The following is an 18017-nucleotide window of genomic DNA, read 5'->3' as shown; positions in this document are numbered from 1 at the left end:
TACACATAACCATATATAACTATACGTATAAGGTTTTAACCCAGTTATATAACACTTATACAGCCTTTATACTTGCTATATAAGCGTTTATACGGTGTTATACGATATACCCATATAAAATATTTATACAAAGATTTATCTTTCTTTGAAAGTGCATAAACCCAAATGTATATAAACAATTTAACAAAACTTTTAAAAGTGTTAATATAAATATATAAAAGAAACCTAACTACGGGAATAGTCAGGTTTCTTCGGTAATAAAACAAGTAGTTTGTTTGTTTATATAGTTGTTATATTCTTATTATATATACTAAGAATTATTAGTGCAAGTCGAATACATATAAACTTACTTATAGCTTTTTTATTACCTCTTTTAGAAATTTAAATATGAAAGAGGTTTTTTGTATGTCCAACTTTAATATTAAAGAAATCCAAAAAGAGAAATTTTATCAATTACCTAAAGTTTTTTTTACGAATCCTAAATATACTAAACTATCTAATGATGCAAAAATAACTTGGTCAATACTAAGAGATCGTTTAAATTTATCTATAAGAAATAATTGGATAGATGAAAATGGAGATATATTTTTTATTTATACCAATGAAAAGCTTAAGTCTATTTTAAATATTAGTAGTCCAAATAAGCTATCTAAAATAAAAAAAGAATTAACAGAAGCTGATTTATTTAATCAAATAAGAGTAGGTTTGAATAAACCTAATAAGTTATATATTAAAAAACCAGAAGTAACAGAAGCTGATGTATATTATATTTCACAACAAGAAAACGATATAGAACAGCATAATAACACGGACGTATCATTATCATACGTCCAGAAATATGATAATGATACGTCAAGAAATATTAATATGATACATCATGACATATCAAAAGAATACACTAATGATACTGATTTAAGTAATACTGATTATATAGAGACTGAGAATAATGATACGCATGATATGAATGATACATATAACAATCAAACAAACCATAATCATTCGGATCATACAAATCACCAACAATCCGAATTTAATAATGATGCACTTAAATTCCAAGTACTCGAAGAATTGCCACAACAAATCAAAGACTATTTAAGTAAATTTGAAATTAGAGAGATACGTATTATTAAAAGTGTGTTACTCAAAGGCAAAAAGTCATTTAATAATGCGCATGATACGTTTTACCGTTTAGAAGATGTTGAGTTTGAACTTGTGAGTGTATTAAAACGATTTAAAGCGATGCTGCTACAAAAGAATGAAACCGTTGAAGCTATGCAAGGATATTTAATGCAATCGATTAAAGCTGAACTTGAAGAAATACACACACTTAATATGCGTCGTCAAAACATGAAACAACATAATATCTTTAACCAATAATTTAGATAATCTTATAGCAATCAAAGAGACTTCAAAATACTCGGTTAAGTCATCTGATTTTTTAACTGATGATGATGAAAGAAATCAAGAAATCGTGAATGATTTGGAAAAAGGTTTGTACCGAAAACGTATGTTGAGTTATGGTGGTTTGCTTAAACAAAAACATAAAATCTTAAATTTAGACGATGCCGAAGATGGCAATTTAATTAATACAAGCGACGAAGATAAAACAACAGACGAAGAAGAAAAAGCACATTCAATTACGGCAATTTGGAATTTTGAAAAACAAAATTATTACTTGAAAAATTTGAAACGTTAGCTTAAAAGCTAGCGTTTTTTTATGTATTTTTGCCCCTGCGGGAACTATAGCGTTCAACCGGCATGGTTGACCAGTTTACATGCACAAAAATAATTTTGTGCGTAAATGGGCAGTGTCTTAAAAAATCGACACTGGTTAAGCAAAAATTTTAGGTTTGTTTTTCTGATTTTTAAATTTAGTTCATATTTGCGTTTTAAGAGCCATTAAATAGTTTTAGGTATAAATATATATAAAATACCCCTAAATGCTCTAAAAAGTACCTTAAAATTGCAAATAAGGGCATAAAAAAATAAAAGCTACCCCAGATAAAGTGAGATAGCTTTTTCTTTCGTACGGTCTATTTATTTTTCTTTCGACGCCGTATCGTCGATGGAATTCAAAAAAGTTATGGGCTATAAATCTACATCACTTTTCCAAGAATGTAGTAGCAATATTCAAGACAAATTAATTTTTATAACTGCTCGGAATATCTCAAGCCGTTTCTTTGAATTTAAAAATAAAAATCGACGAAGGTCGATTATGTTTTCGCACGCGTTCTTTTTAGAACGTATAAGTGCGCCCTTACGGGATTTAACTAGATTATAACGACGAAAAAGAGACCTGTAAAGTGATAACTGTTATGATAAAATTTACTAAAAAGGAGGCATCTTTTTGGTTATTTATATTTCTTGTACGTTTTTAATATTAATTGCAATTGTGGCCATTATAAAAAATACAGTAAGTGATAAAAAGGATAAAAGATTAGATATTCTCTCTAGTGTATTACTTTTAATATCTTCAATTTTGCTTTTGATTTATGGGATTGTTATTAATTAGAACGCGCATTTATGGCAAAAAATTTATTAAAGTTGAGAAGAACACTTAACTAAACTTGCAGACGAATGTCGGTATAGCGTGAGCTATTAAGCCGACCATTCGACAAGTTTTGAGATTGTTAAGGGTTCCGAGGCTCAACGTCAATAAAGTAATATAGATCTTGTCTAATAATCTTTAGAAGTTTGTTTCATTAATTTTTCAAAATCAGTATCGTTAATATTTGATTGAGTAAGTGTGATTAAGTGCCCGTCTCGATCTTTTATTGTCATTTCTTTAGAGTTCCATGGTTGTTCTTCTAATTGGTTTACTATAAATTTTTGTGAAATATTTTGTGATTTTTCTTCGATATCTTTTATTAAGATATTTAGATATATTGAATTTCCAACTTCAAAGTCTGTTTGAGAAATTAGCATTAAGTCTTGATATTTTTCTAGTCTTAAATGATTCATTAGCACTTCATTTTTATCATTTCTAAATTTAAAAACACTTTTAAAACCAAGTGTTTTTTCGTACCACTTCTCTGCTTTCTCAATGTTTTTAACTAGTATTTTATTAAACATTGGCATTTGATAAAATTCCACTGTTTCCACCTCTTTTTAATTTTTATTTATTGTAATGTATTACGTTACGTTAGTGTCAAAAAAGAGGTGTATAAATTGAAAATCAGAAATGATAACTATAAAAAGAGCTTTAAATTTTTTAATAGTTACGATGATTATTTTTTGAAAAGGAGTTTTTAAAGTGAAAATTTTTGCAATCATTTTAGGAATTTTAGTAATTCTGTCTTGGTTATTTGTTATGAGAGAATATCGAAATGGTAATCAAAATACAACCAAAGCTCATAATGTTATGTTATTAGCTTGTTTATTAACTTTGATTATGACAATAATACAAGCTTTCTATTAGTTTTATAATACATTTATACTAACGAAGGAATATAGTTGTATAGTTTAAAAATGAAAGGAGTTTTTGTTGTGAATGCAAACAATCATGGCTTTTTTCCTATAATTTCTTTAACCATTTCTTATGTATTTTTCTTAATTAGTCTTGTTGTTTTTGCTTTTCAAATAAATTCAGATGTGGCTTCCTTGTTAATGTGAACCCAATACTATAAATAAAGCCTATTTAAAGGTCTTCAGAGACCCTTTTATTCTAATAGAATAAGCCATTTTTGAAAAAATGAAATATCAAAAACGAAATTTAAATAGTTATAGAAAACAAATTTGTGTTATTAATTGATACTTAAAATTTAAAAAGCAATAAAGAAAACCGCAAATTTTTTATGCTAAATTTTACGTTTTTTAAATTTATAAGGAGTTATTTTGGTATAAAAAATTAGAAGTTTATGCATTTTTGATTTTCTAATCTATCCTTTTTTAAAATTATTCTTGATATTTGATTATGCGCAAGTGTGTTATAATTTACATAAATTGAAGAAAGAGCAAAGGCTCTTCTTTCAGCAATCATTAAGTAATTATTTCTTTGATTAAGGTGCATAAAGCTCTTAGCAGATTCATTATTTCTGTTAAAAGCTCTATTTTTCTTTTGTTTCTTCATAATTAGTAATCCTTTCATGTTATAAATTTAATCCATGAATTACGTTAGAATTGAGCGTAAAATCATATAATAGGTATTTGATAGCAAGATGTATCAATATCACATAAATAGCCCCAACCTACAGTAATAGGTTGGGGCTCGGTACTATCTATGGACTTGCTATTTATATTATAACATCGTGGGATGCATGAAAAAACTCTCATTCATTGACATTTATAAAAGCAAAGTCATTTTGAAAATTGAAAACATAATCAGAATAAAAAAATCTCGTTTGGATTCAAACGAGATTTTTGAATTATATAATTAAATTAGCCGATGAAACCTAAAGCAAAGTCAACGCCTTTAGCTAAAACATCTGCGATGCTTGTACCCATAGTTACCCAGTCTTGATTGATGCCTGATTCGATTGCATCTTTTAATGAATTTACGATTTCTGACATTTAGAACACTCCTTAAATATATTATTAGCACACACAATATAATGTATTTCGTTATTATATTGTGTGATATTGCCTGATTGATGATTTTAAGTTCTAAAGTGTCTTGGAAAAGCTATTTTCATTTAAAGTTTATTTTATATAGTTGTTTTAATTAATATATATTTTCAATATCGCTTGTCTTATCCACTTTATTAAGTATAACACCTAGTATAAGTGTAGCTATAAGAATAGTAATAGAAATAATAGACATTGTATCAAAAATCCCTTTATAAAATAGACGATAAAACATAGCCCCCATCATTCCACCAGACAGAGGTCCTAGCACTGGAACAATAGCATATACCCAGTTAGAGTCACCTTTTCCAGCAATTGGTAGAATAGCATGAGCTATCCTTGGTCCTAAATCACGCGCAGGATTAATTGCATAACCGGTAGGCCCCCCAATGCTTACACCAATGGCAATAATCAGAGATCCAACAATTAATGGGTTTAAACCATCTGTGATATTGTTCATACCAATAAATAGTAGTCCTAAAGTTAAAATCCCCGTACCAATAATTTCTGTGATGAAATTAGCAAAATAGTTGGGGATAGATGGTGCTGTAGAAAACACACCAAGTTTGACTTCTGGTTCTTTAGTTGCTTTCCAATGTGGTAAATATGCAAGCCAAACAAGTATTGCACCTACTATACCTCCCAACATTTGAGCAATTATATAACCTGGAACCATAGACCAACTCAATGAATGATCCATAGCGAACGCTAGAGTAACTGCTGGATTTAAGTGAGCATCTGAAATATTACCGACAGCATAAGCGCCTAAAGAGACACCCAATCCCCATCCTACAGCAATTACAATCCAGTCAGCGCCATGTCCTAAATTACGTTTCAAATTAACATTTGCACAGACGCCACCTCCCAATAACACGAGTATCGCTGTTCCTAAAAACTCAGCTACATAAACATTCATGATAAGGTCATCCCTTTCTAAAAAATAAGACGCTTGTATCCTAAATTGTAGGCACAAGCGTCTCTATTTCTCTCTAAATAATTATCAACTTAAAGTAAATTATACATTTTTTATGTAAACGTTGTCAAAAGTAGTTAGAATCCACAAAAATAAAGTGAGTAATTTTGAATAAAGTCTAGTTTAATATCCTTCAAATAATAATTGAGATTGAAACATAAATTTGTACATTTACAAATAATACAATAATGAAGTATATGATACTTCAAAGAATCAGCAAATGTACAATAAATAAGTAATAGAAAAAGTGACTTTAATCACCCCTATTTTTTAACAGGAAATCTATTATAGTAGAGAATAGAGGTGATATTGTGAAAAAACATATAGTGAAAAAAATTTGAGAGAGTTACTTTCAAAAAAGAAAATGAGTAAAAGTAATTTAGTCAAAAAAAACGCAATTGGATAAAGGAACTATTAATAAAATAGTAAACAATGAGTTTCATGATATGAAATTGACTACAATTAGAACATTAATGGATGCTTTAGAAGGAAATTGGGATGAATTAATTATAAGTCACAACAAAGATAAATATTTTTGGGAATGTTTGATTCCTTATTCATTTAATAAAGAAAATATAGATTTATTAAGAGATAAAGTCTATGAAAATGATCCAAATTTAAGTTTCAATATTCAGCCTTATAGCAATAATTGTAAGGCCAACTTAACATTGGAAAATAAGAATTTAAATATAGTAATAGATATGAATATATCTGTTTTCTGGACTAAAAGAGGTATAACTTTGACAATTGTAGATCTCAATATAATTAATAATAAGGAACTTGCATTGAGTAAATATAAAAAATATTATAAAAACTTTTTATGTACACTTGAATCTTATGCTAGACATATAAATGTTGATGTAATTCGTTTCAATATAAGACCATATCTTAACCCTGTAGTAAAGAATGAATTTATTATACCTATAGAAATGGATGATGATGAATTAAAGGAAATAGTGCAAATGGTAGATAACTATGGAGAAATCAACTCAATTTTTAAGTGGATAATTCTATTATCTTTGAAATACCATAAATTTTATGATGTTTTTGACGGAAGTGAATATTATAAAACTGAAATTTACAAAAAGGCTGATAATTATTTGTTAAAAGATAAAGATATACCAATATATGGAAGAGAAAGAAAGCGTCAAAAACTTTATAAAAATTCTTTTGAGTTAATAATGAATGATAGATATTTATATAAAGTATTTAACGAAAATAGTAAAAATAGAATTATATATAAAAGACTTTCTGCTTTTATGTAAAGTATCTTATAATCTATTGAAAAATTTAAAGTGAAGAAAAGTTAGAACGGGCGTGAATAACATAATTCAACTTATCGGAAGTTATATATACACTATAATGTATAAAAAATATTAAAGTTTACATAATGAATTTGCTAGATATAATTATTATAGATAAGAATTCAAGTCATAGAACTTAAAAAAGTAAAAAAATATTTTTTTGCTTCAAAACCCTTATAAACACCAGTATATCAATGATTGTTGAATAGTTCTAATATATTTAAAACTTTTATTATAAACTTAGATATTACAGTTCCGATATCTTTAAGTGTAATTGGTACTTTGTACTTAACAGTCATCTTGAATAACAACGCAAAAATAGCCCCGACCTACTGCAATAGGAAAGGGCACCAATAATAGGCTGTAATGATTAACATATGTTGAGTGTGACAACTCTTACTTAATATGTTGCTATGTTTTTAGCACCATGTTCTCCCGACCAAAGTTGAGCATGGTGTTTTTTAAATTGTTTGATAGAAGTTTTCCCACATCTACATGTAACTTCTTTAAGTAATATCATGATATTACACAATATACAAACTTATTTGTTTCTTTTTTGGAATAATACTACTTATATTCAGGAACAATAACAGCTAAGGGTAGCGTACAGATTTCATAAGGAGGTGATCATCCCCTTTACTTATTGTACAAGATATTGTACAATTAAATAGAGGTTAAAAGGAGGTTGTACTTATGACTGTACTAACATATTCAAATGCACGTAAAGATTTTAGAAAATTAATCGACAAAGTAAACAATGATAGTGATACTGTAACAATCACTACTAATGAACGTAATGCTGTTTTAATGAGTGAAGACGATTATAATTCAATTATGGAAACACTTTACCTACAACAGTCCCCTGCTAATGCTAAACACTTAGCTCAATCAATTTCAGAAGCTGAAAGTGGAAATACCGTAGAGGTAGATATAGATTCTCATGAGTAAGTTGAATATCACTTTCACCCCTACAGCTTTTGAAGATTATGAATATTGGTTAAAGCAAGATAAGAAGTTATTAAAAAAGATTAATAGCTTAATAAAAAGTATACAGCGTGATGGGATTTTGGAAGGTGAAGGTAAGCCTGAGCCTTTAAAAGGTAACTTACAAGGCTATTGCAGTAGAAGAATCAATCACGAACACAGACTAGTTTACACGATTAAAGACAATCAAATTATAATCATTGCATGTAGATATCACTATTAAAAAAAGAGCTCTAGGTTATCCTAGAGCTCTTTTACATAATTATTTAAATGAAGTTAATAGATAAGATTATTGTTTATGGTAGTTTAGCTTGTATTTGGGTTTCAGGTATTATAAGTGATTATATACATTGGTCTATCTTATAGTGCCAAACTATTATAAAATGGAATATAGTTGTGATTAAATATAAAATTTTGTTTTAGTAGTTAGGAGAATATGATGTTATGGAATTTTATAATTCATATGAAGAGAAATATAATTATTATAAGAACTTGTTAAATTTATCATACAATCAAATTGTTCAATCTCTTATTGAGAAGTATGGAGAAGTACTAGATGATTATTATAAGGAAAACTCATATAAGAGATTTTTAAATAAAGAAATTAAAAGTATTACACGTGGTAAATATTCCAAAACAAGTGAAGGTTTGTATTGCCATCATATACTCGAAAATGAATATGAAAATATATCTAACAAAGAATATATAGATCACTTTAAATATCCTCATGAATATCATAAAAAAGAGAATTTAGTTTATTGTGACTTAATTGAACATATGATATTACATTCTATAATAACCAAAGAGACAGATGGAGAATATGGAGTGAAAGGTCTTTCTATAATGATAAAACCAACAGTTAAAGAGTGGTATATAGATGAATATGAACCTAAGAAAAAATGGATGCAAGTAGCTAAAAAGAGAGCGTATCTACCTAAAAAAAATATATTAAAAATCTTTTCATCTATAGATAAAATGCTAGGAAATATTAAAGAATATAAAGATTTAGAGGAAAGAGAAAAAAGAGCTGAAGAAGAATTTAGAGAATTGGAAAGGCAGAAAGAAGCAATAATTGAACAACAAAAATTAGAACATGAAGAAAGAATCAGACAGAAACAAATAGAGCGTGAAAAGAGCATTCAAAGACATATGCAAAATTTAAATATTAGTAGGGAAGAATTTGAGAGTAACGAAAAATTAATCAGAGAAGAAGCATATAGATATATAAATCAAGATAATATTTTTGAACTAAGACTTAGTAAGAAAACACCTAGAAGTGAAGTTCTTCAGTTACTTCATTTTTATGAAGAATTATATGGTAGTGAATATAACTCTTCAATACTAAATACTGTAAAAGAAGATTTAATACAAGACATAAGTGAACTTTCTAAAAAAGTAGAATTAAAATTAGAAAATGCTCAATATTATAAAAAGGATGGAAATTATAATATCAAATCATCACATAGTGGGATTAGTTGGGAAGTTACTCCTGAAAATGCAAATATTATTATAAATGAAAAAAGTTTACAATAAATAAAATACAAGGAGAGAAATCACAAAGGAAAAATTAGTTAAACCTGATTCTACAGCTACGTAATAGTGTATTGTAAATAAAAAATTATTACAATACAAAATGAAAGCCAAAAAATTAGCGAACTCATTTAATAAATCTCCTCTTTTATTTATTTTCCTTCACAATTCGATACACTGTAGAACGACTTACTCCAGTGCTTTTAGCAATCTCTTCGCCTGTAAGCTTTTGTTCATTGTATAAGAATTTGATTTCTCTTTTCTTGTGATCGGGTAATGAAGGTCTTCCACCTTTTCGCCCTCTTGCTCGTGATGCTTCTAATCCTTTTTTCGTTCGTTCACTTAATAAGTTAGCTTCAAGTTCAGCGAATGCACTCATCATTGTAAAGAACATTTTTCCCATCGCATCTTTAGTTGATACATTCATATCAATAATATGTAAATCAATGCCGTTTTCATCCAACCATTGCGATAGCTCAATTAATTGCTTTGTTGTTCGACCAAGACGATCTAGTTTATAGATAACTAAAATATCGCTTTCACGTAAATAATCTAAGCATTTATCAAGTTCTGTTCGTTTAGTTTTGCGACCACTTGCTTTCTCGCTAAAGATACGTTCACAACCATATTCCTCAAGTGTATCAATCTGTCCATCAAGACTTTGCTCTTGTGTTGATACACGTGCATAACCAATTTTAGCCATTTAAATACCACCTTTTTTAATCGTTTTATGGGGACTTATTAACGAAATCTAATTCTCGATGTAAATAAGCGCGTCTCTCATCGTCTAAAAACTCATGTTTTTTGATGATTATGATACATTGATTATAACACAAGTTTAGAAAAAGAAATATGTAAGAAAAACCTCTCATGTTATTTTACTTGCTATATGAGAATGTTTTAACTTTATAAATAAGAAAGAGAAGTACAACTAATATTAGTTGTACTTCTCTTTCTTATTTATAAAACAATTTGAATAATTGCAATAATAATTAAAATACTGATAATCCACTTTTGTACAAAACTAGGGACCTTTTTACCTAATTTTAAACCTAACGGAGCGAAAATAATACTCCCTATTATTAAAAATAACGCATCTTCTAAAGGAATGTAACCTTGTATAAGTTTAATGATAAAGGCGCCAATTGAAGATATAAAAGCAATTACTATACTATTAGCAACTACCGTATTCATTGGTAATTTGAATAAAACTAGCAATATAGGAATGATAATAAAAGCGCCGCCTGCTCCAACTATACCTGAAATGATACCAACGAAAAGACCAACCATAACTAATAATGGCTTGTTAAAGGAAGATTGATCTAAACTCGGTTTTATGTTAATAAACATTAAAATTAATGCGAGTAAAGCAATGATAATATATATCGTATTTACAAATGTAGCATTAAATAAATTTGCTAACAGTCCACCTAACATGCTGCCTATAATCATGCCACTACCCATGTAAAGCACTAATAGTGGCGAAAATTCTGGTTTTTTTCGCGCTTTTAATGACCCACTTAAAGTACTGAAAAAGACTTGACTGGAAGTAAGTCCTGATGCCATGTATGCACTGTACGCAGGAGCGCCAAATAGTGGTGGTAATAATAAAATAGCTGGATAAATAATGATGGCGCCACCTATACCTACTAGACCCGAAATAAAGCCTCCGAATACCCCAATAAGTAACATCATAATAATAGTTGAAATATCCATTATTTACTTTTTACCAATAAGTTAACGGCTTCATTAATCAATTCTTCAGAATTTTCACCATTATCCTCTGCTGCTTTTACACATTCTATTAAATTTTCACTAATGATAATTCCCATCAAACGTTGGATTGAACTTTTTGATGCACTGATTTGAGTAATGACATCTTTACAATCTTTTTCTTCTTCCATCATTTTAATAACGCCATTGAGTTGTCCTTGTATTCTATTAATACGATTAATCATTTTTTTATCATAATTCATAGTTATTTCCTCCACTTTTAATTGAATAAAGTCATAATAAACGATAAAAGTAAACATGTCAAATACCCCATACCGTATTTGACATAATATAAATAATTAGTTAATATACCCGTATAGGTATTTATTAGGAGGTTAATATGAAACAATATAACGAAAATCATATCAATAATTTCAGTAAACAAGAATTAGAAAAATTGGGTGCACAAGGTCAACTGATTGACGTTAGAACACAAGAAGAATATGAGCTTGCACATATAAATGGTGCGACATTACATCCTGTAGATAAGATTGAATCGTTCAATAAAGATAAAAACACAACCTATTTTGTACACTGTAAAAGTGGTACCAGAAGTGCTAAAGCGAGCGAATATTTAGCTGAACAAGGCTACGATATTGTTAATTTAGACGGTGGCTATAAAGCATATGAAGAAAAAAACGAAGATAATAATACATTAGAAGAAAATACAAATGTAGAAATTAAAGCAGAGCGTAAACAACTTAACTATAGTGGTCTTCAATGTCCAGGGCCAATTGTAAATATCAGTAAAGAAATGAAAAATATTGAAGTAGGCGAGCAAATTGAAGTTACAGTGACTGACCCTGGTTTCCTTAGCGACATTAAAAGCTGGGTGAAACAAACAGGACATACGTTAGTTGAATTGGATGAAAGTAATAACGGAATTAATGCTATCATTCAAAAAGAAAAACCAAAAGACTTACAAGTGAATCATACTGCTAAAGGTACGACAATTGTACTATTTAGTGGAGAGTTAGATAAAGCAGTGGCAGCAATGATTATTGCAAATGGCGCTAGAGCTGCAGGAAGAGATGTAACTATCTTCTTTACTTTTTGGGGACTTAACGCGTTGAAAAAAGCGCAAACAGTTAACGTTAAAAAGAAAGGCATTGCAAAAATGTTTGATTTGATGTTGCCCAAAACACCTGTACGTATGCCACTTTCTAAAATGAATATGTTTGGTTTAGGTAATATCATGATGCGATACGTAATGAAAAAGAAAAACGTTGATTCATTACCATCACTCATTAATCAAGCGATAGCTCAAGATATTAAATTAATCGCATGTACCATGAGCATGGATGTCATGGGTATTACAAAAGAAGAATTAAGAGATGAAGTTGAGTACGGCGGTGTAGGCACTTATATAGGTGATACTGAAAACGCGAGTCATAATTTATTTATTTAATTAAATCTATCAAAATAAGGAGTTCTTTATATGTTTTTCAAACAATTTTACGATAATCATTTATCTCAAGCATCTTATTTAGTTGGCTGTCAACGTACGGGAGAGGCAATAGTAATTGATCCTGTTCGTGATTTAACAAAATATATGGAAGTTGCAGATAGCGAAGGTTTTAAAATTACACAAGCTGCTGAAACACATATTCACGCTGATTTTGCTTCTGGAATTCGGGATGTGGCAAAACGTTTAAACGCCAATATATATGTATCTGGCGAAGGTGATGATCAATTAAGTTATAAAAATATGCCGGAACATACAAATTTTGTTAAAAATCAAGATATTATTCAAGTAGGTAATATTAAATTAGAAGTCTTGCACACACCTGGTCATACCCCTGAGAGTATCAGTTTCTTACTCACTGATGAAGGTGGCGGCTCAAGTGTTCCAATGGGTTTATTTAGTGGTGACTTTATTTTTGTTGGTGATATCGGTAGACCTGATTTACTAGAAAAATCAGTACAAATGGAAGGTACTACAGAGATTGGTGCAAAACAGATGTACCAATCTATAGAAGGTGTTAAAAATTTACCAGATTATATTCAAATATGGCCTGGACACGGTGCTGGAAGTCCTTGTGGTAAAGCATTAGGTGCCATACCAATGTCTACGCTAGGTTACGAAAAAATTAATAACTGGGCATTTAATGTAACAGATGAATCTAAATTTGTTGAAACATTAACATCAAATCAACCAGCGCCACCCCATCACTTTGCACAGATGAAAAAAATTAATCAGTTTGGTATGAAAATGTATCAACCATACAACGTTTATCCTAGTTTAGATAATGAAAGAATAGCATTTGATCTTCGTAGCAAAGAAGCCTTTCACGGTGGACATACACAAGGAACAATCAATATTCCTTATAACAAAAACTTTATTAACCAGATCGGTTGGTATTTAGATTTTGAAAAAGATGTAGATTTAATCGGAGATAAATCTACAGTTGAACAAGCAACGCATACTTTACAATTAATTGGTTTTGATAATGTAGCAGGCTATCGTTTACCAAAATCAGAAATTCTAACACAATCCATCCACAGCGCTGATATTACTGGTGAAGAAGCAAATGTACTCGACGTACGTAATGAAGAAGAGTGGAATAATGGGCACTTAGATCAAGCAGTCAATATTCCGCATGGTAAATTATTAAATGAAAATATTCCATTTAATAAAGAGGATAAAATATACGTACATTGTCAGTCAGGTGTTAGAAGTTCAATCGCAGTGGGTATCTTAGAAAATAAAGGATTTGAAAATGTCGTGAATATTAGAGAAGGCTATCAAGATTTTCCAGAATCATTAAAATAATTTAAGGGTGTGGAAAAATGAGTAAGTATTATCAAATTGTTATTGTAGGTGGCGGTACAGCAGGTATTACCGTGGCATCAAGACTATTAAGAAAAAATCAAAGCTTAAAAGGAAAAATAGCAATTATAGACCCGGCTGAATATCATTATTATCAACCGTTATGGACTTTGGTTGGTGCTGGGGTATCGAGTTTAAAAAGTTCTCGTAAAGATATGAAAAGTGTTATGCCTGAAGGTGTTCAATGGATAAAAAATGCTGTTTCAAGCTTTCAACCTGAAAACAATAGCATTATTTTAGGAGATAATTCGGTCGTTAGTTACGAATTTTTAGTGGTAGCCCCTGGATTACAGATTAATTGGTCTTCTATTAAAGGATTAAAAGAGAATATAGGTAAAAATGGTGTTTGTTCTAACTATTCACCTAACTATGTTCGCGAAACTTGGAGACAAATTTCTAAATTTAAACAAGGGAACGCGATTTTCACGCATCCTAATACGCCTATCAAATGTGGAGGCGCACCTATGAAAATTATGTATTTAGCTGAAGATTATTTTAGAAAACATAATATCCGTTCTAATGCTAATGTGATATACGAAACGCCAAAAGATGCTTTATTTGACGTAGGCAAATATAATAAAGAATTAGAGAAAATTGTTGAAGAAAGGGATATAATTGTCAATTATAATTATAATCTTGTTGAAATTGACGGAGACAAAAAAGAGGCTACATTTGAACACATTAAAACAGACGATAGAAAGACAATAGATTATGAAATGTTACATGTAACACCACCCATGGGTCCCTTAGGTGTACTTAAAGAAAGTACACTTTCAGATAGTGATGGTTGGGTAGATGTTAACCCAACCACATTACAGCATAAAAGCTACTCTAACATATTTGGGCTTGGTGATGCTTCAAATGCACCTACTTCCAAAACAGGAGCAGCAATTCGTAAACAAGCGCCTATAGTTGTTAATAACCTATTGCAAGTAATGGATAATGAAATGTTGACGCATCATTATGATGGTTATACTTCGTGCCCTATCGTTACCGGGTACAATAAATTAATACTTGCCGAGTTTGATTATAATAAAAAACCAAAAGAAACATTGCCTTTTAACCAGGCCAAAGAACGAAGAAGTATGTATATTTTTAAAAAAGATTTATTACCTAAAATGTATTGGTACGGTATGTTAAAGGGGCTTATGTAAATAACAAGAGTGTACAGAAAATAACCATTTTCTGTACACTCTCTTTTTATGTCTAAATAAGTATGTATTACATAGAATTATGTGTTCAAAAACCCAACAAAAAATCTATGTTCACAAAAGACCTTGTGATTAAGTTATGGTACACTGAAGATGTATATAGGAGGTTTGTATTTTGAAAATAGGTTATGCAAGAGTTTCAACTGGATTACAAAATTTAAATTTACAGGAAGATCGATTAAATACACATGGTTGTGAAAAAATATTTAATGACCATATGAGTGGTTCAAAAAGTAAAAGACCTGGTTTAGATAAAGCAATTGAATTTGCGAGGTCAGGAGATACCATTGTTGTTTGGAGACTAGATAGACTAGGACGTAACATGGAGGATTTAATCACATTAGTGAATGAACTTAACGAACGAGGCGTGAGTTTTCATAGTTTAGAAGAAAATATAACGATGGATAAATCAAGTTCTACAGGACAATTATTATTTCATTTATTCGCAGCATTTGCAGAGTTTGAACGGAATTTAATTTTAGAACGTTCTTCAGCTGGACGAATTGCAGCTCGTGCCAGAGGACGTTATGGTGGAAGACCTGAAAAATTGAATAAAAAAGACTTAAATTTACTCAAAACACTTTATGATAATGGCACCCCCATTAAAACAATTGCAGAACAATGGCAAGTTTCACGAACAACAATTTATCGTTACCTCAATAAATTGGAGGACAAGGAAGATGAAAAACAAGGAGAAGTATCTAACTAATTTTTCTGAAGCCAAACGTAAAAAAGCTACTCAAAAGTACAATATTATAAAACCTTTTATCCTAGGCGAACAATCTTTATCAAGTATTTCTAAAAGTAAAGGGATTGCGTTAAGCACCCTTTATAGGTGGAATAAGTCATATAAAGAACAAGGACTTAAAGGACTAATCTATGCGACAAGAGCTGATAAAGGAACACGTAAAATAGAACCAAAGATAATTGATGAAATTGAACGCCTTGCGCTTATGAATAAAAGAAATAGTATAGCCACAATTCATAGGAAAATCACTAATTACTGTAAAGAAAATAATTTTGATATACCAAGTTATAAACAAATTTATAGTGTTATTAAAGCAATGCCTAAGTCTGTTATTGATTTCTCTCATCAAGGTGAAAAATACTATCAAAATAAGTACGATTTAATACAAATTAGAGAATCCTCGAGACCCAATGAAATATGGCAAGCAGACCATACTTTGCTAGATATCTTTATATTAGACCAAAAAGGTAATATCAATAGACCGTGGCTAACTATAATTATGGATGACTATAGTCGTGCAATTGCAGGCTATTTCTTAAGTTTTGATGCCCCCAATGCTCAAAACACAGCATTAACACTACACCAAGCAATATGGAATAAGAATGATACCAACTGGCCAGTGTGTGGTATACCCGAAAAATTCTATACAGATCACGGAAGTGACTTTACCTCAAATCACATGGAACAAGTCGCTATTGACTTGAAAATAAATTTGATGTTTTCAAAAGTTGGTGTCCCTCGTGGTCGTGGAAAAATAGAACGCTTTTTTCAGACAGTTAACCAAACTTTCTTAGAACAACTGCCTGGATATATAAACAATAATGATACTCCTAGTAATCTAATAGATTTTCACAATTTTGAAGAAAAACTACGTTACTTTTTAATTGAAGATTATAATCAAAAAGAACATAGTGCTATTCATACCACGCCTATCAGTCGTTGGAATAGTAATCACTTTTTCCCTAATATGCCAAGTAGCTTAGAACAACTTGATTTATTATTGTTGGAAATACCTAAATCTAGAAAAGTTCATTCAGATGGCATTCATTTTCAAGGTTTTCGATACAGTAATACTAATCTAGCAGCTTATGTAGGTGAATATGTACTGATTCGTTATAACCCAAATGATATGGCTGAAATACGTGTGTTTTATAGAGATGAATTTCTTTGTACTGCTATATGTCCAGAAATAGCTGATTACTCCATAGATATAAAAGACATACAGCACGCTCGTAGTCAGAGAAGAAAACACTTAAAACAAAATATTGCTAGTCCAAGTACCACAGAATTAATTAAGGAAGAAAAAAATTGTGGTTATTCACCTCAAGAAACGACTAAAAACGTCAAAAAATTAAAGAGGTATCGTAATGACTAAAAATCAGAATTTTATTGAAACGAAAGAGTATAAACGGTTTGCTGAATTTTGTGACGCTTGCATTAAATATCAATATATTGGTATCTGTTATGGTCAACCTGGAGTTGGGAAAACTTTATCTTCAAGATATTATACAAATTGGGATACAATCGAAAAACAAGTTAACCATAGAGGTTGGGAAGATCTAGCTAGTAAAACGACCGATGACATACTATCGGTGGATAAAATATTTTATACTGCACCAGCAGAAAAACAAACTAAATTAAGGAATGATTTATATAGTATTACTGCAAGCATTGATTTGGGTCAAAAATTACATGTTGTAAATAAGTATGGACATGAACATAGTAAACATTATAGTGATATGTTTAAATATATTGATTTAATTATAGTAGATGAGATTGATCGCCTTAAAGTGCAACATTTAGAGCAATTAAGAGCTATTTATGATGAACATAATTTAGCAATGATATTTATTGGTATGCCGGGCATAGAGAAAAAACTATCTCGTTATCCTCAACTATATTCGCGCATAGGTTTTGCGCATGAATTTGATAATCTAAGTAAAGATGAGACGCATCATATATTAGAATAGGGGTCCCGAGCGCTTAGTGGGAATTTGTATCGATAAGGGGTACAAATTCCCACTAAACCAATGTTTCAAGGCCTATTTATTTTTTATATTCAATTCTCTTAAGTGTTTAGGAATAGATAACAAGTCAAATT

Annotated in this window: 18 protein-coding genes and 3 pseudogenes; 14 read left to right on the top strand and 7 right to left on the bottom strand. The window is 30.0% G+C overall.

The window, feature by feature from the left end:
- Positions 1–405 precede the first annotated feature (405 nt).
- The 3 genes and pseudogenes from BJS11_RS11935 to BJS11_RS13825 all read left to right on the top strand — a co-directional run bounded on the left by BJS11_RS11935 (position 406) and on the right by BJS11_RS13825 (position 2512).
- Positions 406–1377, top strand: coding sequence for a replication initiator protein A (locus tag BJS11_RS11935; RefSeq protein ID WP_069996579.1), 972 nt, complete (start codon positions 406–408; stop codon positions 1375–1377).
- A gap of 16 nt (positions 1378–1393) precedes the next feature.
- Positions 1394–1696 (top strand): annotated as a pseudogene (locus BJS11_RS13420) (protein rep); the annotation flags it as partial.
- A 651-nt stretch (positions 1697–2347) separates the two neighbouring features.
- Positions 2348–2512 (top strand): hypothetical protein, encoded by a 165-nt coding sequence (locus BJS11_RS13825; RefSeq protein ID WP_167351825.1) that lies wholly within the window; start codon positions 2348–2350, stop codon positions 2510–2512.
- 164 nt (positions 2513–2676) lie between these two features.
- Here the strand turns inward: BJS11_RS13825 and BJS11_RS11925 are convergent, their stop codons facing one another.
- Entirely contained in the window at positions 2677–3093 is a 417-nt protein-coding gene (locus tag BJS11_RS11925; RefSeq protein ID WP_069996580.1) for a VOC family protein, read from the bottom strand.
- A 160-nt stretch (positions 3094–3253) separates the two neighbouring features.
- On the opposite strand from BJS11_RS11925, the gene BJS11_RS13820 reads away from it, so the two are divergent.
- On the top strand, positions 3254–3418 hold the full coding sequence (locus tag BJS11_RS13820) for a hypothetical protein (RefSeq protein WP_167351824.1): 165 nt from the start codon (positions 3254–3256) through the stop codon (positions 3416–3418).
- A 429-nt stretch (positions 3419–3847) separates the two neighbouring features.
- On the opposite strand, the gene BJS11_RS11920 is transcribed toward BJS11_RS13820, so the two are convergent.
- The 3 genes from BJS11_RS11920 to BJS11_RS11910 all read right to left on the bottom strand — a co-directional run bounded on the left by BJS11_RS11920 (position 3848) and on the right by BJS11_RS11910 (position 5479).
- Positions 3848–4069, bottom strand: a complete 222-nt coding sequence (locus BJS11_RS11920; RefSeq protein ID WP_069996581.1) for a hypothetical protein — start codon at positions 4067–4069, stop codon at positions 3848–3850.
- Between the two features lie 308 nt (positions 4070–4377).
- Entirely contained in the window at positions 4378–4509 is a 132-nt protein-coding gene (locus BJS11_RS11915) for a beta-class phenol-soluble modulin (protein ID WP_069996582.1), read from the bottom strand.
- 151 nt (positions 4510–4660) lie between these two features.
- A complete protein-coding gene (locus tag BJS11_RS11910; RefSeq protein WP_069996583.1) occupies positions 4661–5479 on the bottom strand; it encodes an MIP/aquaporin family protein in 819 nt (272 codons plus the stop codon).
- Between the two features lie 503 nt (positions 5480–5982).
- On the opposite strand from BJS11_RS11910, the gene BJS11_RS11905 reads away from it, so the two are divergent.
- The 4 genes and pseudogenes from BJS11_RS11905 to BJS11_RS14095 form a co-directional block, all read left to right on the top strand.
- Positions 5983–6801 carry a hypothetical protein gene (locus BJS11_RS11905; protein WP_069996584.1) on the top strand — a complete coding sequence of 273 codons (819 nt, stop codon included), beginning with the start codon at positions 5983–5985 and terminating at the stop codon, positions 6799–6801.
- Between the two features lie 732 nt (positions 6802–7533).
- Positions 7534–7788: a type II toxin-antitoxin system Phd/YefM family antitoxin gene (locus tag BJS11_RS11900; RefSeq protein WP_069996585.1), complete on the top strand. Its 255-nt coding sequence runs from the start codon at positions 7534–7536 to the stop codon at positions 7786–7788.
- Positions 7781–8047, top strand: a complete 267-nt coding sequence (locus BJS11_RS11895; RefSeq protein ID WP_069996586.1) for a Txe/YoeB family addiction module toxin — start codon at positions 7781–7783, stop codon at positions 8045–8047. Before BJS11_RS11900 ends, BJS11_RS11895 begins: the two co-directional genes overlap by 8 nt.
- Positions 8048–8268: 221 nt before the next feature.
- Positions 8269–8841: pseudogene (locus BJS11_RS14095) on the top strand (SAV1803-related protein); the annotation flags it as partial.
- A 661-nt stretch (positions 8842–9502) separates the two neighbouring features.
- On the opposite strand, the gene BJS11_RS11885 reads toward BJS11_RS14095, so the two are convergent.
- The 3 genes from BJS11_RS11885 to cstR form a co-directional block, all read right to left on the bottom strand.
- Positions 9503–10057 (bottom strand): recombinase family protein, encoded by a 555-nt coding sequence (locus BJS11_RS11885; protein ID WP_069996588.1) that lies wholly within the window; start codon positions 10055–10057, stop codon positions 9503–9505.
- 257 nt (positions 10058–10314) lie between these two features.
- Positions 10315–11070, bottom strand: coding sequence for a sulfite exporter TauE/SafE family protein (locus BJS11_RS11880; protein WP_050215129.1), 756 nt, complete (start codon positions 11068–11070; stop codon positions 10315–10317).
- Positions 11070–11330: a persulfide-sensing transcriptional repressor CstR gene (cstR, locus tag BJS11_RS11875; RefSeq protein WP_002510747.1), complete on the bottom strand. Its 261-nt coding sequence runs from the start codon at positions 11328–11330 to the stop codon at positions 11070–11072. The genes BJS11_RS11880 and cstR overlap by 1 nt, the downstream gene beginning before the upstream one ends.
- Positions 11331–11467: 137 nt before the next feature.
- On the opposite strand from cstR, the gene cstA reads away from it, so the two are divergent.
- The 6 genes and pseudogenes from cstA to BJS11_RS11845 form a co-directional block, all read left to right on the top strand.
- Complete coding sequence (gene cstA, locus BJS11_RS11870) at positions 11468–12535, top strand: persulfide response sulfurtransferase CstA (protein ID WP_069996589.1); 1068 nt, start codon at positions 11468–11470, stop codon at positions 12533–12535.
- 30 nt (positions 12536–12565) lie between these two features.
- Positions 12566–13900: a persulfide dioxygenase-sulfurtransferase CstB gene (cstB, locus tag BJS11_RS11865; protein ID WP_050215127.1), complete on the top strand. Its 1335-nt coding sequence runs from the start codon at positions 12566–12568 to the stop codon at positions 13898–13900.
- Between the two features lie 17 nt (positions 13901–13917).
- Complete coding sequence (gene sqr / locus BJS11_RS11860; RefSeq protein WP_069996590.1) at positions 13918–15111, top strand: type II sulfide:quinone oxidoreductase Sqr; 1194 nt, start codon at positions 13918–13920, stop codon at positions 15109–15111.
- A 172-nt stretch (positions 15112–15283) separates the two neighbouring features.
- Positions 15284–15877 carry a recombinase family protein gene (locus BJS11_RS11855; RefSeq protein ID WP_000690635.1) on the top strand — a complete coding sequence of 198 codons (594 nt, stop codon included), beginning with the start codon at positions 15284–15286 and terminating at the stop codon, positions 15875–15877.
- Positions 15849–17291 carry a TnsB C-terminal domain-containing protein gene (locus BJS11_RS11850; protein ID WP_000790716.1) on the top strand — a complete coding sequence of 481 codons (1443 nt, stop codon included), beginning with the start codon at positions 15849–15851 and terminating at the stop codon, positions 17289–17291. The genes BJS11_RS11855 and BJS11_RS11850 overlap by 29 nt, the downstream gene beginning before the upstream one ends.
- Positions 17284–17883 (top strand): annotated as a pseudogene (locus BJS11_RS11845) (AAA family ATPase); the annotation flags it as partial. The gene BJS11_RS11850 and the pseudogene BJS11_RS11845, both read left to right, overlap by 8 nt.
- Positions 17884–18017 lie beyond the last annotated feature (134 nt).

The organism is Staphylococcus caeli, assembly GCF_900097965.1.
Taxonomy (GTDB): domain Bacteria; phylum Bacillota; class Bacilli; order Staphylococcales; family Staphylococcaceae; genus Staphylococcus; species Staphylococcus caeli.
The sequence above is the reverse complement of the archived record's forward strand: the minus strand, read 5'-3'. Positions and strand labels throughout refer to the sequence as shown.

Excerpts from the sequence above, each read along its gene's own strand:
- cstB (WP_050215127.1), top strand. The coding sequence starts at position 12,566 with ATGTTTTTCAAACAATTTTACGATAATCATTTATCTCAAGCATCTTAT.
- cstR (WP_002510747.1), bottom strand. The coding sequence starts at position 11,330 with ATGAATTATGATAAAAAAATGATTAATCGTATTAATAGAATACAAGGA.
- BJS11_RS11915 (WP_069996582.1), bottom strand. The coding sequence starts at position 4,509 with ATGTCAGAAATCGTAAATTCATTAAAAGATGCAATCGAATCAGGCATC.
- BJS11_RS11850 (WP_000790716.1), top strand. The coding sequence starts at position 15,849 with ATGAAAAACAAGGAGAAGTATCTAACTAATTTTTCTGAAGCCAAACGT.
- BJS11_RS11910 (WP_069996583.1), bottom strand. The coding sequence starts at position 5,479 with ATGAATGTTTATGTAGCTGAGTTTTTAGGAACAGCGATACTCGTGTTA.
- BJS11_RS11920 (WP_069996581.1), bottom strand. The coding sequence starts at position 4,069 with ATGAAGAAACAAAAGAAAAATAGAGCTTTTAACAGAAATAATGAATCT.
- BJS11_RS11885 (WP_069996588.1), bottom strand. The coding sequence starts at position 10,057 with ATGGCTAAAATTGGTTATGCACGTGTATCAACACAAGAGCAAAGTCTT.
- sqr (WP_069996590.1), top strand. The coding sequence starts at position 13,918 with ATGAGTAAGTATTATCAAATTGTTATTGTAGGTGGCGGTACAGCAGGT.
- BJS11_RS11900 (WP_069996585.1), top strand. The coding sequence starts at position 7,534 with ATGACTGTACTAACATATTCAAATGCACGTAAAGATTTTAGAAAATTA.
- BJS11_RS11905 (WP_069996584.1), top strand. The coding sequence starts at position 5,983 with ATGAAATTGACTACAATTAGAACATTAATGGATGCTTTAGAAGGAAAT.
- BJS11_RS11880 (WP_050215129.1), bottom strand. The coding sequence starts at position 11,070 with ATGGATATTTCAACTATTATTATGATGTTACTTATTGGGGTATTCGGA.
- BJS11_RS11895 (WP_069996586.1), top strand. The coding sequence starts at position 7,781 with ATGAGTAAGTTGAATATCACTTTCACCCCTACAGCTTTTGAAGATTAT.
- BJS11_RS11935 (WP_069996579.1), top strand. The coding sequence starts at position 406 with ATGTCCAACTTTAATATTAAAGAAATCCAAAAAGAGAAATTTTATCAA.
- cstA (WP_069996589.1), top strand. The coding sequence starts at position 11,468 with ATGAAACAATATAACGAAAATCATATCAATAATTTCAGTAAACAAGAA.